We start from the raw sequence: 16,132 nt of genomic DNA, 5'->3' as shown, positions 1-16,132 counted from the left end.
CGCTTGATGGGGACATCCGCGTCCATCTGTACCTCCGAAATTACAAGGCAGGATTCCACAATGGGCAATTGATCTCTGCTCGTCTAGGTGGCTCCGAAAATTTTATTTGGGATGCGGAAGGTAGGGCGACCGTGAGACGAAAACCAGGACCTACGAGAGGCAATCATAGATGCTGCCAAGGGCAAAGCCGAGCGCGGCAATTCGACCTACGAATGGACGGTATCCTCCGAAAGGTTAAGTCTCTTTAGGACCTAGGTCCGTGTCGCGTGGCTCGCCTCGCCGGTACTCTCTACCCGTTCTTCCCTCGGTGGAAGGATATGGAGGCCGCGAGGTGTCGCGGATACCAACCCTCTCGTGGCCTCCTGCCCATTTGCTGAAGCCCGGATCCGCATCCCTGTTCGCAGGGACCGAGGGGCAGGTTCTTAAACGCCAGGAACGCACATCCCTTGGCGCCAGGAACCTGCCCTGAGCTTTCAATAGCTTTGATATCAGGCGGAACTTACGGAGCGGATTTCGGTTACCCTCATGCTTGAGCAGCCCGCTCAACGCATCCCCAACTGGATGCCCCGCTCTGTTTTGCGTAATGCGGGGCATTTTTTCTTACCTGTGCGTGTTTGAGGATAGCCCGTGTGTGGAACACGTCGTGAGCTTTAACGGCAGCAAATTACTTAAGCCGGAGGGACCCGATCACCCTTCCTGCGACCTAGCGGTTTGAATTCGACCAAGAGGGATTTCAACTCGACCTCTCGCACGCGACGTGCCGCTTCGTCGGGGCTGACCCACTCCAAGGTTCGCTCTCCGCGCTCTTTGAAGTCATTTGACTCTTTTCTTATTTCAATTTGAAAGATATCGACGATGCAAGGCGCCACATCGCCGTCCCCCAGGAGCTTCAGGTAGGTGTACCTGCCGACTGGCTTCTTTCTCACCTTGCCTCGAACTCCGGCCTCTTCCCAAGCTTCGATAGCGGCTGACTCATGAGCCGCCTTGCCCTCGATGGGCCATCCCTTCGGGATGATCCAGCGACCACTGTCGCGCGACGTGACGACAAGTATCTCAATCGAAGGTTCGCCATTCCTGTAGCGGAAGCACAATGCGGCGTACTGCTGTTTCCAGTTGCCGGTAAAGAGATTCTCCGGCTTGGCTGCAAGCTGTTGTAGCAGCGGCTTTGACTTGCCCGTTCGGGCCTTTGCCGGTTTCTTCTTGGGCGCCATCAGGTCGATGAAGTAAGGCAGGCCCATAAAAAGATCAAGACGTTGCTGGCCGATTGGAACAAATGCGGATCTGTTCCGTTACGCGCGCAGAGAAGGAGACGCACGCACCTCCTTCTTTCCTTTCCCTGACACCAACTGCCCCGCCTGCCATCAAGCGGGGCTTTTTCTCGGCCCTTCGGTTTCGGCCCGTTGAGGAGAAGACGAAGAGGAAGCGGTGATGCGCCTTCTAAGTTCAAAGCACGCGATCAGTAGACAACTCGTGAGCAGCATCGCTATCAGCGGGAAGAGGCAAAGGAAGATGCCGAGAGCCGTCAGCCTCGCGGCAATAGAGTGTTTAAGAGTTGCAAGTGTTGTCATGAAAAAGAGCCCGGAAAAGTAAAATCGCAACGTATAACTCGGCAAGAAGCGCAGCTGTGGACTTGTATTTAAGGTTCGATTTCCAGAATTGAGTAGACGATTGCTACAGAGAGTTGGAATTGAGCGCAATAGCGTCAGGAGTTTTGCCCCTAGCACCACAAAGTGGGTTGTTGTTGATTTGCAGTCCGGGCCTACGGCGATAGGTGGAAGGACCAGCTTTCAAACCGGAGGCTGTTGATCTGGCCGACTTGATGAACAGTCGGGAACTTCGTGCACAGAGCGGCGGGTCCAATCTTAGCCCGGTACTACAGTTCAGTCCGGCTCGAGCCGAGAAATGAATGCTCAGTCAATTGGCTCCGAGCCAGTCGTCTCGGTCTCGATGACGATACCGCATCGCAGAGCCTCTTCCTTGGCTTCTTTTATCGCCTCATCGATTAGCGAAACCAAGGTCGCGAAGCCTTGATTGTCCGCGATTTCCCGGGCGACACTCAAAGCGAAGATGAGCTGTGGGATTTTGGTATCGGTCATCAACGCGCTCCTTTTCATCTCCCTCGCGCCGTCATGATAACGCGCCGGATGACGTCGACGAATGTCACGCCGAGCATACCGCCGATCCCGATCACGCCGAGCGCCCCAAGCTCCGTTAGCTTGCAACGCCGTACATCTTCCATGCCGGCATCATTCCGTGACGTCTTCCCGAAGGGCGGCAGTGGTCAGTTCCCCCCTTGCTCACCGGGTTAACAATCTCGTCCATTCGCCGGCGCATCGAGGCGCGGCCGGCGCCCGATTTCTCCGCCGATCGCCGGACCCCTCAAGATCATATCGACTTTGGCCGTCGCTGCGATCCACATCGCCCCTTCCAGTTTACCAATAACGCGAAGACGGTGAGGCGTCCCCGACGCAGCTAGGCGGCATCCTCGTCTTTAAGCCCTCGGCCCCGTGCGGTCGGGTGGGGAGAGTGGTTCTTCCGGCAGCTTATTTTACGCAGTCAGGCTTCCCTTTGCGGAGCATCGGGAGATCTGTTCTGACGTCCTTGGGCCTGTGGCAGTCTTCCTGGTTGGTGCTGCCCGTCTGCGAGGGATCGATCTTTTTTCTGTTGCTAGATTTACCGAAGCCGCCGGGGTTGGTGATGGCTTCCTCGGAAGGGACGGCACTGTGATTGCCAAATGTGGGCCCGGCGTCCTCAGGGAGGGACTGGGCATGAATGTTTGGGGCAAGGCCAAAGCCAGAGGTCAAGACCAGATAAAGTGCGAAGCGGAACCGGCGCATGGGCGTGTCTCCTTTGCAGAGAAACTCTGCACCGCGACCGCTGTTCCTCAAAATTGTGCGGAAGCGATGACTGGCTTTGCCGTCCTCAATCCTGCCGGAACGAATTGAAGGAACAAGCGTCCAGCAACGCATGTCATCAAGCTAGTGGCGCTCCACAATGATGACCTGGATCAGTCCGCCCTTCGAGCCGGGCATGACGTCCTGCACGCTGGTCACCGCGGCTATTCTGCCTCCCACCGAAAGGACGCCTTCGAGAACGCCATCGATCCAGGCCGTATTCTCTTCTTCGTCGAAGAAGTCCTGCTGATGTTGCTGGATCTCGCCGCCAAGTTTCCCCGCTCGGATACCCTGTTTCTTGCCGATGCCATACCAGTCTCGTCGGTCCAATGCGCGGTTCATAGGGTTCCTCTTTCTGCGGGGTAACGAATAAAACCGACGAGCTTTCGCGGGCATACCAGTCCGCATTGCGCCTTGGGGCGTCGATAAAAGTCAAGGTTGCTTCATATACAGAAAAAATGCCCGAAAAAACTGGCTTGTGGACAGACCAAAGGACCCATACCAATCTTCGATCGGAGCACTAGATCCACGCGATCGGTGGAGGGAATTTCATGGTAAGTCAAGGTGGTGAGGTACAGCGTGAGGATACGGCAGGTTACAGGCTCGTCGAGCCCGAACCCGCTGCTATCGGCCTCAATGAGGCGAGTGCACTTCTTGAGACCCTGACGGCTATGAGACGAGGCGACTTTTCTGTGAGGATGCGATCCGACCTCACGGGGGTGACCGGCAAGGTCGCCGATGCTCTGAACGATATCATTGCAGCCAATCAGCGCATGGCACAGCAGCTCGAACATGTCGGCCAGGTGGTGGGCCGGGAAGGGCGCACAAGCACGCGGGTCCGCTTCGGCCTTTCTGATGGATCATGGTCTGATATGGAGAGGTCCATCAACCATCTCATTGACGATCTTGTCTGGCCGACAACTGCCGTCACCCGCACGATCACGGCCGTCGCCAAGGGAGACCTGCTGCAGACCGTTCCTTTAGACGTCGACGGACGGCAATTGCAGGGCGAGTTCCTTCGCTCGGCTGACATTGTCAACACGATGATCAAGCAGCTCGGTGTGTTCACGTCGGAAGTCACCCGCGTGGCGCGCGAGGTTGGCACTGACGGCAAGCTTGGCGGACAGGCCCAGGTTCCTGAGGTAACCGGCGTCTGGAAGGACCTGACGGAAAGTGTGAACTCGATGGCCTCGAACCTCACGGCGCAGGTTCGAAACATAGCGGAGGTCACGATCGCAGTCGCCAATGGCGACCTTTCCAAGAAGATTACCGTCGACGTGCGCGGTGAGATCCTGCAGCTCAAGGAGGCCATCAACACAATGGTGGACCAGCTGCGCTCCTTTGCATCTGAGGTGACGCGCGTTGCCCGTGAGGTCGGAACAGAAGGCAAGCTCGGGGGGCAGGCGCTGGTGCCAGGTGTAGCCGGCACCTGGAAGGATCTGACGGACTCGGTTAATGCGATGTGCGGCAATCTCACGGCCCAGGTCCGCAACATCGCGCAGGTGACCACAGCTGTGGCCCGCGGTGACCTGTCGCGCAAGATCACCGTGGATGTTTCCGGCGAAATCCTAGAACTCAAAGAAACCATCAATACGATGGTCGATCAGCTGAACGGTTTTGCAGGCGAAGTGACCCGTGTCGCCCGCGAAGTCGGTACCGAAGGCCGGCTTGGCGGCCAGGCGCAGGTGCCTGGTGTCGCCGGCACCTGGAAGGACTTGACCGACAACGTCAACTCCATGGCGTCGAATCTGACAGCCCAGGTGCGAAACATCGCGGAGGTCTCGACGGCGATCGCGAGCGGTGACCTTTCGAAGAAGATCACCGTCACCGTGTCAGGCGAAATCCTGGAATTGAAGGAAACCATCAACACGATGGTGGACCAGCTCAACGCATTTGCGTCGGAAGTCACACGTGTCGCCCGCGAAGTCGGCACGGAAGGCAGGCTCGGTGGACAGGCAAACGTCCGCGGCGTTGCCGGTACCTGGAAGGATCTCACAGAGAACGTCAATTCGATGGCTGGCAACCTGACGGCCCAGATGCGCAATATCGCCGAGGTTTCGACCGCGATCGCCAATGGCGACCTGTCGAAGAAGATCACCGTCGATGTCAAGGGCGAGATTCTGGAGCTGAAGGAGACCATCAACACGATGGTCGATCAGCTGAACGCCTTTGCCTCGGAAGTGACGCGCGTAGCGCGTGAGGTCGGCACGGAAGGCCAGCTTGGAGGACAGGCGAATGTCCGTGGCGTCGCCGGGACCTGGAAGGACTTGACCGACAGCGTGAACTCGATGGCTTCGAACCTGACTGCACAGGTCCGCAACATCGCCGAAGTCGCGACAGCGGTTGCACAAGGCGACCTTTCCAAGAAAATCACCGTAACGGTGTCAGGCGAAATTCTGGAGCTGAAGGAGACGATCAACACCATGGTCGACCAGCTCAACGGCTTTGCCGGTGAAGTGACGCGTGTTGCCCGCGAAGTGGGCACGGAGGGCCGGCTTGGCGGCCAGGCAAACGTCCTCGGCGTTGCCGGTACATGGAAGGACCTGACCGACAGCGTCAATTCGATGGCGGGCAATCTGACCGCCCAGGTGCGTAACATCGCCGAAGTCTCGACGGCGATTGCCAATGGCGACCTCTCGAAGAAGATCACGGTTTCCGTTTCGGGCGAAATCCTGGAACTCAAGGAAACCCTGAATACGATGGTGGACCAGCTGAACCGGTTCGCCTCGGAAGTGACGCGTGTCGCGCGCGAAGTCGGCACCGAGGGCAAGCTCGGCGGCCAGGCTCAGGTGCCGGGCGTTGCCGGCACATGGAAGGACCTGACCGAGAACGTCAACTCCATGGCGTCCAACCTGACTGGCCAGGTGCGCAATATCGCCGAGGTCACGACAGCTGTTGCTAGAGGCGATCTGTCACGCAAGATTACCGTCGACGTAAAGGGCGAAATCCTTGAGCTGAAGAACACCATCAACACGATGGTCGACCAGCTGAACGCCTTTGCGGGAGAAGTGACGCGTGTCGCGCGCGAAGTCGGTACTGAAGGCAAGCTTGGCGGCCAGGCGCAGGTCTCGGGCGTCGCGGGCACCTGGAAGGACCTGACGGACAGCGTGAACTCGATGGCCGGAAACCTGACGGCCCAGGTCCGAAACATTGCAGAGGTTGCGACCGCGATTGCCAATGGCGACCTGTCGCGCAAGATCACCGTCGACGTGCGCGGCGAAATCCTGCTGCTGAAAGATACCCTGAATACCATGGTGGATCAGCTGCGGTCATTTGCGGGCGAAGTTACGCGTGTTGCCCGCGAGGTAGGCACCGACGGACGCCTCGGCGGCCAGGCGGTGGTTCCAGGCGTTGCCGGCACATGGAAGGATCTGACTGACAACGTGAACCTTCTCGCCGCCAACCTGACCACCCAGGTGCGCAACATCGCCGAAGTGACGACGGCTGTCGCGCGAGGCGACCTGTCGCGCAAGATCACGGTTGATGTGAAGGGCGAAATCCTCGAGCTCAAGAACACCATCAACACGATGGTCGACCAGCTCAATGCCTTTGCGGGCGAGGTGACCCGCGTTGCGCGAGAAGTGGGCACCGAAGGCAAGCTCGGAGGTCAGGCGCAAGTGCCTGGTGTGGCCGGGACGTGGAAGGACCTGACCGACACGGTGAACGTCATGGCGCTCAATCTGACGGAGCAGGTTCGCGGCATCGTCAAGGTGGTGACAGCGGTCGCCAACGGCGACCTGAAACAGAACCTGACGGTTGCGTCGAAGGGCGAGGTGGCGGCACTTGCCGAGACCATCAACAACATGACCAATACGCTGGAGACATTCGCCGACCAGGTCACGACGGTCGCAAGAGAAGTCGGCGTCGAGGGTCGCCTTGGCGGGCAGGCGAATGTCCCGGGAACGGCGGGCACATGGAAGGACCTGACGGGTAACGTCAACCTTTTGGCTGCTAATCTGACGACCCAGGTGCGCGCAATCGCAGAGGTCGCGACAGCAGTCACCAAGGGCGACCTGACGCGATCGATCCAGGTGGAGGCCCGCGGCGAAGTCGCGGAGCTGAAGGACAACATCAACACCATGATCGACAACCTGCGCCTGACAACCGAGCGCAATACCGAGCAGGACTGGTTGAAGACGAACCTCGCGCGCTTCACGAACATGTTGCAGGGCCAGCGCGACCTGACGCTGGTCGGCAAGATGCTGCTGTCGGAACTGGCGCCGCTGGTCGGAGCCCATCAGGGGGTTATTTATCAGGTCGACGACGGGCCGGAGCCTGTTCTGTCGCTTCTATCGGTCTATGCCCAGGGCATCGAGGCTGCGCATCCTGCCCGCCTCGAATTCGGCCAGGGGCTCGTCGGCCAATGCGCGAGCGATGCGAGACGTATTCTGGTCACCGATCTTCCCGGCAATGTCGTTCCGATTAGCTCAGGCGTGTTCTCGGTGCTGCCGCGAAGTGCGATCGTCTTGCCGGTTCACTTCGAGGGACAGGTCAAGGCGGTCATCGAGTTGGCATCGGCTGGCAATTTTACCGACCTCCAGCTCTCATTCCTCGACCAGCTGACCACCTCCATTGGTATCGTACTCAACTCCATTGAGGCAACGATGCAGACTGAAGGCTTGCTGAAGCAGTCGCAGCAGCTCGCAGCCGAGCTTCAAACCCAGCAGCGCGAGCTGCAGCAGACCAACGAACAGCTCGAACAGAAAGCGCAGCAGCTCGAAGAGCGCAACGTCGAGGTCGAGGGCAAGAACCAGGAGATCGAGCAGGCTCGCCATGCGCTTGAGGAAAAGGCGGCCGAATTGGCGCTGACCTCGAAGTACAAGTCGGAGTTCCTCGCCAACATGTCGCATGAACTGCGCACGCCGTTGAATTCCATTCTGATCCTTGGCCAGCAACTCGGGGAAAACCCGGATGGCAATCTGTCCGGCAAGCAGGTGGAGTTCGCCAAGACGATCCATGGGGCGGGCACCGATCTGCTCAACCTGATCAGCGACATCCTCGATCTGTCAAAGATCGAATCCGGCACCGTGTCTGTCGATGCGGAGGAGATCTTCATCAACAACCTGCTTGATGTGATGGCCCGACCCTTCCGCCATGAGGCCGACAACAGGGGACTTTCCTTCTCGGTCGACATTGGAGCCAATGTCGCCAGAAGCATCATTACGGACTCGAAGCGGCTTCAGCAGATCCTCAAGAACCTTTTGTCGAATGCCTTCAAATTCACGGCCCAGGGCGGGGTGACGCTGCGGGTGGCGGCGGTGGAGGGAGGGTGGTCACCGGATCATCCGTCCCTGAAGAATGCCCCTTCCGTGATCGCCTTCGAGGTCACGGATACCGGCATTGGTATTCATCCGGAGAAGCAGCGCATCATTTTTGAGGCCTTTCAGCAGGCAGATGCCTCGACGAGCCGGCAATATGGCGGCACAGGTCTTGGCCTTGCCATCAGCCGTGAGCTTGCGAACCTGCTTGGCGGTGAAATCCAGCTTCGCAGCCAGCCCGGAGTAGGAAGCACCTTTGTTCTCTACCTGCCGCTGACCTTTGTGGGGGCTGGCACCGTGGCGGCGCCGAAAGCTATTCCTTCGCCCAGCAATGTCGTGCAGCTGTCGGAGGCCATGGCGGGCAGACGTGCTGACAGGGCCGGCGACCATGTCGAAGACGACCGGCAAACAATTACATCCGGCGACACGGTGCTTCTTGTCGTCGAGGACGATGCCCACTATGCACGCGTTCTGGTCGACCTTGCGCGTGACAATGGGTTCAAGGTTCTGTTGGCCACGCGGGGCAGTGATGCGCTCGCTCTCGCGCAGGACTATCAGCCGGCTGCCATTTCACTCGATATCTTCCTTCCTGATATGCTTGGATGGACGGTACTGAGCCAGCTCAAACAGAATTCAAAAACCCGACACATTCCTGTGCAGATCATCAGCCTCGACGAAGACAGGCAGCATGGCCTTACCCGCGGTGCCTACGCGTTCATGAGCAAGCCCACTACCTCTGAAGAATTGGGAAAGACCCTTTCACAACTGAGAACCTTCGCGCAACCGCGGCGCAAGCGGCTGCTCCTGGTAGAGGATAACGAAGCCGAGCGGATCAGTGTTACAGCGCTCCTTGACCATGACGACATCGACATCGCGAGCGTCGGCACCGGATCGGAGGCTCTTGAGGCGCTGAAACGCGACCCGGCAGACTGCGTCGTCCTTGATCTGTCACTCCCCGACATGACGGGCTTCGAGGTGCTCGAGAAGATGCGCGACGATGCCGATATCGGCGAGATTCCTGTAGTGGTCTTTACAGGCCGGGAACTCTCACCGGAAGAAGATGCGCAGCTTCACAGCATGGCACGCAGCGTGGTGGTGAAAGGTGTCGAATCGCCCGAGAGATTGCTGGATGAGACTGCGCTCTTCCTGCATCGTGTCGTGGCCGACATGCCGCGGGAAAAACAGGCGATGCTGGAGGAACTGCACAGCTCCGACGAGGATCTGATTGGCCAGAGCGTCCTGCTCGTCGACGATGACGCCCGCAATATCTTTGCGCTGAGCAGCGTACTGGAGCGCCGTGGCATGAAAGTCCTGACGGCGACCACGGGCAGCGAGGCGATCGACGTCATCCAGAAGGAACCTGATGTCGCGATCGTGCTGATGGACATCATGATGCCTGGCATGGATGGTTACGAGACAATGCAGGTCATCCGTTCGGATCCGAGCTTCCGGCGCCTGCCGATCCTCGCGCTGACAGCGAAGGCCATGAAGGGCGACCGCGAGAAGTGTCTGGAAGCAGGGGCGTCCGACTATCTGGCAAAGCCAGTCAATACCGAGCAGCTGCTATCTGCGCTGCGCATGTGGTTGCATCGCTGAGGATAGTCCCATGAACCCAGTCAATATCCTCCTGGTGGATGACCAGCCCGCAAAACTCCTCAGCTATGAAGTCATACTTCAAGGCCTCGGCGAGAACCTCATCAAGGCCCAGTCGGGCCGCGAAGCTCTCGAGTGTCTGCTGCGAAGCGAGATCGCGGTAATCCTCGTTGATGTCTGCATGCCTGAGCAGGACGGTTTCGAACTTGTGAGCATGATCAGGGAGCATCCCCGCTACCAGAATACCGCGATCATATTCGTCTCGGCGGTGATGATGGCGGAGCCCGACCGCCTGCGCGGCTACGAGGCTGGAGCGGTCGATTATGTATCCGTTCCGATCGTTCCCGAGGTGCTGCGTGCCAAGGTCCGGGTGTTCGCCGACCTTTTCCGAAAGACGCGCGAACTGGAGCGTCTGAACGCGGAACTCGAGATCCGGGTTCGTGAGCGCACGGCAGAGCTTGAGGCGTCCTCGGCGCAACTGCGCCAGCTGAACGAGGAACTCGAGCGGCGCATCGACCAAAGGACGCGGGAGCGTGAGGAAGCGCTTGCGCAGCTCTTCGAAGCTCAGAAGCTGGACACGATTGGCCAGCTCACCGGCGGCGTCGCCCACGATTTCAACAACCTCCTCATGGCGGTATCAGGAAGCCTCAACCTTTTGAAGAAGCGACTTCCGCCCGATGAAAAGATGGAACGCCTGATTGGCAATGCGATGCAGGCCGCAGAGCGTGGCACCGCGCTGACGCAGCGCCTGCTGGCCTTTGCGCGCCGCCAGGACCTGAAGCCACAGGCTATCAGTTTCGAGCGGCTTTTTGACAGCGTCGAGGACCTCCTGAGCAAGGCGGTTGGCCCGCGGATCGCCATCACGAGACGGATCCCGCAGGAGTTGCCGCCTATATTGGTCGATGGCAACCAACTTGAACTTGCTTTGCTAAACCTCTTCGTCAACGCCCGTGACGCGCTGGGGCAGGGAGGAACCGTTACCGTGACGGCCGAGGCAAACGAGGCCGACCATCCAAGTTCGCTGAAGGAGGGCCGTTATATCAGGATATCGGTCTCCGACGATGGCGAGGGCATGGATGAGGCGACCTTGACGCGTGCCACTGAACCTTTCTTCACGACCAAGGGGGTCGGAAAGGGGACGGGTCTTGGCCTTTCGATGGTCCACGGGCTCGCCGCGCAATCTGGAGGCGTCCTGGAGATCGCAAGCATCGCAGGCGAAGGCACGACCGTATCGCTCTGGTTGCCTGTTGCCGACACCGCCGAGGAGCCGGTGCCTGCGACGGAGCAGCGTCCATCCCTGGCAAGCGCTCCGGATGTGCCCGCTGCCCTGAGCGTCCTTGTCGTTGATGATGACGCGCTTGTGCGGTTGGGAACTGTCGCGATGCTTGAGGATCTCGGTCACACTGCGCTCGAAGCAGCCTCGGCCCATCAGGCATTGGATCTGCTTGCTGTCCCCTCCGGGATCGACCTTGTCGTCACCGATCATGCCATGCCTGGCATGACGGGCGCAGATCTGGCGCGACAGATCTTTGCATCCCACCCCGGTTTGCCTGTCATCCTTGCCTCGGGCTATGCGGACCTGCCAGATGATCCTGCCTATGTCGGTATGTTGAGGATGACGAAGCCGTTTACCCAGGAGCAGCTTCGCGACGCGATCGAAAGGGTGCAGCTGGAAAGAGTGGCAGCGGCTTGAGCGCACACGGACGTAGTTCCGCAATCAGCGGCCTCGGTTACCCAAGCTATACGGTCACTCCACTGTTACCGACTTTGCCAGATTGCGCGGCTGATCGACGTCCGTGCCCATGAAGACGGCGGTGTGGTAGGCGAGCAGCTGGATCGGCAGCGAGAAGATCATCGGCGCGATGATTTCGTTGACATTGGGCAGCACGATTGTTGCCATCGTCGGTAGCTTCGACGCAGCAGCACCGGCCTCGTCGGTGATGAAGATGATGCGACCGCCGCGCGCAGCCACCTCCTGCATGTTCGATACGGTCTTGTCGAAGAAACGGTCGAACGGCGCGATCACGATGACCGGCATGTTTTCATCGATCAGTGCAATCGGCCCGTGCTTGAGTTCGCCGGCAGCGTAGCCCTCGGCATGGATATAGGAGATTTCCTTGAGCTTCAGCGCCCCCTCCATGGCAAGCGGAAAGCTGGTGCCGCGGCCGAGATAGAGGACGTCCCGGCACTTCGAAAGTTCGCGCGAGAGCGTTTCCATTTGCGGCTGGATGAGGTTCAGGACGCGGCTCATGATGCGGGGCATTTCCGCGAGATGACGGACCAATTCCGTTTCCTGTTCCGCACTGATCGTTCCCCTCGCCTTGGCGGCGCCGAGCGCCAGCGACGCCAGGACTGCCAACTGGCAGGTGAATGCCTTGGTGGAGGCGACGCCTATCTCCGGGCCAGCCATGATCGGGAATACGGCATCCGACTCCCGGGCGATGGTTGATTCTTTGACATTGACGACAGCGCCGATCTTCAACCCGTGGTCCTTGCAGTACCGGAGCGAAGCCAGTGTGTCCGCGGTCTCGCCCGACTGCGATATGAAAAGCGCGGCCTGCGATGGCGACAGAGGCATTTCGCGGTAACGGAATTCGGAGGCGACATCGATCTCGACGGACAGGCGCGCATAGCGCTCGAACCAGTACTTGCCGACGAGACCGGCGAGATAGGCGGTTCCGCATGCGGAGATCGCCAGACCGGACGCGGTCTTGAAATCGATCGCATTGACGTTGTCGCTGATCCTATTGCTGGCGAAATCGACGTAATGGCTGAGGGCATGCGAGATGACCTCGGGCTGCTCGTAGATCTCCTTCTCCATGAAATGGCGGTGATTGCCCTTGTCCACCACATAGGCGGCCGTCTGCGAGATCTGCCGCGGGCGATGCACCTCATTGCCGGAAAAGTCGAGGATCGTGGCACCATCCCGCGTCAGCACCGCCCAATCGCCGTCGACCAGATAGGTGATCTCGTTGGTAAAGGGGGAAAGGGCAATCGCGTCCGAGCCGAGGAACATTTCACCCGAGCCGTAACCGATGGCAAGCGGCGGACCGGAGCGTGCTGCCATGATCGTGCCAGGGTCGTTCTGCAGCATGATCGCCAGCGCATAGGCGCCGGTTACCCGGTTCAGCATCTTGAGCATCGCCGAGCGTGGCTCTAGGCCATCACGCACATACTTGGCCATGAGATGCGCTACAACTTCAGTATCCGTCTGTGTCTCGAAGACTGCACCTTCTGCGATCAACTCGTCACGCAGCTCGGAGAAATTCTCAATAATGCCATTGTGGACGACGGCAACACCCTCGACGAAATGGGGATGCGCGTTGGTTTCGTTGGGCACGCCATGGGTCGCCCAGCGCGTATGGGCGATGCCGATCATTCCCCGCAGCGGGTCGCTGTCCAAGCGCCTTTCGAGATTGAAGAGCTTGCCCTGCGCACGACAACGCGCCATCTCGCCTTTGTGGATCGTTGCGATACCCGCCGAGTCATATCCGCGGTATTCGAGCCGCTTCAGCGCATCAACGAGACGCCCCGCAACCGGGCTGCTTCCGACGATTCCAACAATCCCGCACATCATGGTCCCCAAAGGCGCTTCACGAGTGATTCACGCTCACAAGGCTCCTGTCCCCTGCACGAGACTGGAGTTCGGGAGATTGTAGTCTGTTCGGCAATGAGAACTAGTTAGCCAAAGTCGTTAAGACAGATCAGCTGGCTCTATAGCGGAGGATTGCCTGTCGGGCGTTTCGGCATCGTGACGCCCGCAACAGCGGCTACGTCGCGAGAATCACCGACAGGCGGTGCTCCGACACAAGGTTGGAAGAGGCAGCGTTCGCACCGTCTTATTGCGTATCCGGAAGGGGCTGCTTTGGTAAAGACGCAGCCACAGCAGGTGCCTCGGCCATGTCGCGTTTTGACGCAGACATGACTGAGACATGACTGAGACATGACGGGTCTGGAATTTACTCGGCCGGCTCGGAGGTTTCCATTGAAGCGCGGATTTCATCGATCTTGCCGTTGGCGTCACCGACACCCAGGATGGCTTTTGCCTGATTGAAAACCGCCGGGCTGACTTCGCCGGTCTTGGTTGCAGAAGCCAGCGCATCTTCCAATGCCTCGTCTCCGAGGATCGGATCATCTTCGGATGGCTCGACACCGTTGTCGATTTCATATTGAGCATAGGCTACTGCATAGGCGGAGATTGCAGCCATGCGCGGGTCAGAGGTATTCAGGTAAGCTCTGTAGTTCCGCTTCAGCGAGTTCAGACCGGCAAGCTGTGCGGACGCGTTTTTGTCCTTGATGGTGACGGCCTTGTCTGCTTTTGCAGACTGCGACTTGCTTCCCGCCTCGCCGGACTTGCCCTTCGTCGTTCCGCCGGCTTTCGAGCTGCCATGGGGGGATGTGCCGCTCTGGCTTCCATTGTTGCCACCATGCGTGCCGCTGTTGCCATGCGCGCCGCTGTTTCCATGGCTGCCGCCGCCGCCGTTGCCGCCACCGTTTCCACCACCGTTGCCGCCGCCTTTTGCCATTGCAACACTGTCGAACCCGGCAAGCGCAAGCGGGCTCGTAGCAACAGCAAGGGAGAGAACGGCCATGGAAGCCAAAGTTGTGATACGCATCGTTTCCTCCAAATCATCGAAGTCTGTAAGCGAAGCCAGGAATAGGCAGGCGTTGCTCGCTCAAGCTGAGTCTCAAACTATAGACAGATCATTTCTTTCACATCGGACTGAGGTCTGATCCGGCAAAGACAATGGTCGGAATCTGTCGCGCATCGTTAATGGATGGAAAACCGGTTTTGCCACGCGCGGTCGGCATGTCTGCATCAGACTGAAGTCCGATCGTGGGAACCAGATCTCGCTCGTCAGGTTATCCGAGAAGAGATCAGAGGATCGACAATGTCAGGCGACAACGACAGCAGTGAATTGGACTTGCGCACAACACCCCGCAGTTACCGCCGGGGAGGTGTGTGGATTTTTGTGACGATCGTGTTGATCCTGGCGGTCGTCGCTTTTGCCTGGACGCAGGTGAGAGACGCGATGATCGAAACGCCAAAGATAACGAGCCAAAGCGCCTCCACTCCCTCGTCGACGGATACTGGTCAGTAAATTGCCGGCATGACAGCGGCGGACCGGCTTGGAGATCGCGTCCCTTTGTTTACCTGTCTTGCTACATCCGTGGACCTGGCTGACATTTCGCTATGCTCGCTTTTTGAAAATAAACTCAGCCCAAGCCGCGACGCGAGCGGTATTCAAAGGTATCGGCAGATGTAGACCTCGAAGCCGCCGGTGTGTTCCGATACAGTCCGTCACTCGGAGCCGTCGATAACGGTACTTGCGTTCCCCGTGCCCCCTTTTGCCCTGATCGAGTTGCGCCAGATCATTTCAGCCTTGAGCGTGATCGGCTGGGCGACCGCGTGGCCATCTTCCTGCGGCATCTCGCTCAGCCAATCGACTGCCCTGGAGGCGATGTCTGCGATCGGCTGCGCAAACGTCGTCAATGCGTAGGACGACCAGGACGCCTGCTCAATATCGTCGAAACCCGCTACGCAGAGGTCGTTTGGGACGGACAGACCGAATTGGTGACGCGCGACGTCCATAAAGCCACAGGCAAGCAGGTCGGTCGCACAAAATACCGCATCAGGACGCTCCTTCGCGGTCAGCATGCGGCGACCCAGGACGCTACCGGCCTCATAGCCGGTCCAACCATGGCGTTCTACAATCACCTCCATGCCCAAGGCGGAAGCCGCTGCAACGAACCCCCTCTCACGCGCCATCAGACTGGGTGTCCCAGCTTCGGAGTTGGCAAAGGCAAGCCTTCTGCACCCAGCCCTCACGAATGCGGAAACCACGCGCCCTCCCGCTTCATGGTCGTCCAGATTTATGCGCAATGGACCTTGCTGATCGTCGTCGCGATTGATGAGAACCAGGCGTTGACCATTGCGCAAACAAAGCTGCGTGATGGATCTGTCCGGCAATCCGGAAAGAATAATGGAAGCATCAGCGCGATAGCGAAGTGCCTGCTGCAAGGCGCGGTCAACGCTGCCATCGGAGCGATCCGTGTTGATCAGCATCGCAACCTTGCCCGCATTCTGTAGGTTCAGCGTGAGCCTTCCGAGCAGAGCCGACCGGTAGGGCGTCGCAACCTCGGATACAATGAGGCAGACGATCCCGCTTTCATTGCGCATCAGGCCGCGGGCGAGATGATTGACGTGATAGCCCAGTTCCTCCGCGGCGAGCATGACCCTCTCTCGCGTTTTTGTTGCAACGCTGGCGCCAGGCGTGAAGGTCCGCGACACTGCCGACCGGGACACACCTGCCTTGTCAGCGACCTCCTGCGCGCTTACTATCCTCTGTTTCACAACAGCCTCTCTGACCATCATTTACGTCCGCA

Annotated in this window: 11 protein-coding genes and 1 pseudogene; 3 read left to right on the top strand and 9 right to left on the bottom strand. The window is 59.0% G+C overall.

What is annotated here, in order from left to right; all coding sequences use genetic code 11:
• Positions 1-668: 668 nt before the first annotated feature.
• From RGCCGE502_RS17195 to RGCCGE502_RS17175, 6 genes and pseudogenes are all read right to left on the bottom strand, one after another.
• Positions 669-1,211, bottom strand: coding sequence for an NUDIX hydrolase (locus RGCCGE502_RS17195; RefSeq protein WP_040674884.1), 543 nt, complete (start codon positions 1,209-1,211; stop codon positions 669-671).
• A 699-nt stretch (positions 1,212-1,910) separates the two neighbouring features.
• Entirely contained in the window at positions 1,911-2,096 is a 186-nt protein-coding gene (locus tag RGCCGE502_RS17190; protein WP_016555455.1) for a hypothetical protein, read from the bottom strand.
• Between the two features lie 14 nt (positions 2,097-2,110).
• The gene (locus RGCCGE502_RS38760) at positions 2,111-2,239 is read right to left on the bottom strand and encodes a DUF1515 family protein (RefSeq protein WP_016555454.1); all 129 of its coding nucleotides are present in this window, start codon (positions 2,237-2,239) and stop codon (positions 2,111-2,113) included.
• Positions 2,212-2,340: pseudogene (locus RGCCGE502_RS38915) on the bottom strand (hypothetical protein); the annotation flags it as partial. The pseudogene RGCCGE502_RS38915 and the gene RGCCGE502_RS38760, both read right to left, overlap by 28 nt.
• A gap of 203 nt (positions 2,341-2,543) precedes the next feature.
• Entirely contained in the window at positions 2,544-2,837 is a 294-nt protein-coding gene (locus tag RGCCGE502_RS17180) for a hypothetical protein (RefSeq protein WP_016555453.1), read from the bottom strand.
• Between the two features lie 141 nt (positions 2,838-2,978).
• Positions 2,979-3,236 carry a hypothetical protein gene (locus RGCCGE502_RS17175; RefSeq protein ID WP_016555452.1) on the bottom strand — a complete coding sequence of 86 codons (258 nt, stop codon included), beginning with the start codon at positions 3,234-3,236 and terminating at the stop codon, positions 2,979-2,981.
• 209 nt (positions 3,237-3,445) lie between these two features.
• Here RGCCGE502_RS17175 and RGCCGE502_RS17170 point away from each other — a divergent pair, with 209 nt between their 5' ends.
• Both RGCCGE502_RS17170 and RGCCGE502_RS17165 read left to right on the top strand, forming a co-directional pair.
• Complete coding sequence (locus RGCCGE502_RS17170; protein WP_016555451.1) at positions 3,446-9,748, top strand: HAMP domain-containing protein; 6,303 nt, start codon at positions 3,446-3,448, stop codon at positions 9,746-9,748.
• 10 nt (positions 9,749-9,758) lie between these two features.
• Positions 9,759-11,438 (top strand): response regulator, encoded by a 1,680-nt coding sequence (locus RGCCGE502_RS17165; protein ID WP_016555450.1) that lies wholly within the window; start codon positions 9,759-9,761, stop codon positions 11,436-11,438.
• Between the two features lie 54 nt (positions 11,439-11,492).
• Here RGCCGE502_RS17165 and glmS read toward each other — a convergent pair whose 3' ends face one another.
• Together glmS and RGCCGE502_RS17155 are read right to left on the bottom strand one after the other, a co-directional pair.
• On the bottom strand, positions 11,493-13,319 hold the full coding sequence (gene glmS / locus RGCCGE502_RS17160; RefSeq protein ID WP_016555449.1) for a glutamine--fructose-6-phosphate transaminase (isomerizing): 1,827 nt from the start codon (positions 13,317-13,319) through the stop codon (positions 11,493-11,495).
• A gap of 385 nt (positions 13,320-13,704) precedes the next feature.
• The gene (locus tag RGCCGE502_RS17155; RefSeq protein ID WP_016555448.1) at positions 13,705-14,361 is read right to left on the bottom strand and encodes a hypothetical protein; all 657 of its coding nucleotides are present in this window, start codon (positions 14,359-14,361) and stop codon (positions 13,705-13,707) included.
• 276 nt (positions 14,362-14,637) lie between these two features.
• Between RGCCGE502_RS17155 and RGCCGE502_RS17150 the strand changes: the two genes are divergently transcribed.
• On the top strand, positions 14,638-14,847 hold the full coding sequence (locus tag RGCCGE502_RS17150; protein WP_016555447.1) for a hypothetical protein: 210 nt from the start codon (positions 14,638-14,640) through the stop codon (positions 14,845-14,847).
• Between the two features lie 200 nt (positions 14,848-15,047).
• Here RGCCGE502_RS17150 and RGCCGE502_RS17145 read toward each other — a convergent pair whose 3' ends face one another.
• Positions 15,048-16,118, bottom strand: coding sequence for a LacI family DNA-binding transcriptional regulator (locus tag RGCCGE502_RS17145; protein ID WP_051158691.1), 1,071 nt, complete (start codon positions 16,116-16,118; stop codon positions 15,048-15,050).
• Positions 16,119-16,132: the final 14 nt, after the last annotated feature.

It is taken from the genome of Rhizobium grahamii CCGE 502, from assembly GCF_000298315.2.
Taxonomy (GTDB): domain Bacteria; phylum Pseudomonadota; class Alphaproteobacteria; order Rhizobiales; family Rhizobiaceae; genus Rhizobium; species Rhizobium grahamii.
This window is presented reverse-complemented; position numbering and strand designations above follow the sequence as displayed.

Coding starts and splice junctions, on each gene's coding strand:
- RGCCGE502_RS17195 (WP_040674884.1), bottom strand. CDS start 1,211: ATGGCGCCCAAGAAGAAACCGGCAAAGGCCCGAACGGGCAAGTCAAAG.
- RGCCGE502_RS17190 (WP_016555455.1), bottom strand. CDS start 2,096: ATGACCGATACCAAAATCCCACAGCTCATCTTCGCTTTGAGTGTCGCC.
- RGCCGE502_RS38760 (WP_016555454.1), bottom strand. CDS start 2,239: ATGGAAGATGTACGGCGTTGCAAGCTAACGGAGCTTGGGGCGCTCGGC.
- RGCCGE502_RS17180 (WP_016555453.1), bottom strand. CDS start 2,837: ATGCGCCGGTTCCGCTTCGCACTTTATCTGGTCTTGACCTCTGGCTTT.
- RGCCGE502_RS17175 (WP_016555452.1), bottom strand. CDS start 3,236: ATGAACCGCGCATTGGACCGACGAGACTGGTATGGCATCGGCAAGAAA.
- RGCCGE502_RS17170 (WP_016555451.1), top strand. CDS start 3,446: ATGGTAAGTCAAGGTGGTGAGGTACAGCGTGAGGATACGGCAGGTTAC.
- RGCCGE502_RS17165 (WP_016555450.1), top strand. CDS start 9,759: ATGAACCCAGTCAATATCCTCCTGGTGGATGACCAGCCCGCAAAACTC.
- glmS (WP_016555449.1), bottom strand. CDS start 13,319: ATGTGCGGGATTGTTGGAATCGTCGGAAGCAGCCCGGTTGCGGGGCGT.
- RGCCGE502_RS17155 (WP_016555448.1), bottom strand. CDS start 14,361: ATGCGTATCACAACTTTGGCTTCCATGGCCGTTCTCTCCCTTGCTGTT.
- RGCCGE502_RS17150 (WP_016555447.1), top strand. CDS start 14,638: ATGTCAGGCGACAACGACAGCAGTGAATTGGACTTGCGCACAACACCC.
- RGCCGE502_RS17145 (WP_051158691.1), bottom strand. CDS start 16,118: ATGGTCAGAGAGGCTGTTGTGAAACAGAGGATAGTAAGCGCGCAGGAG.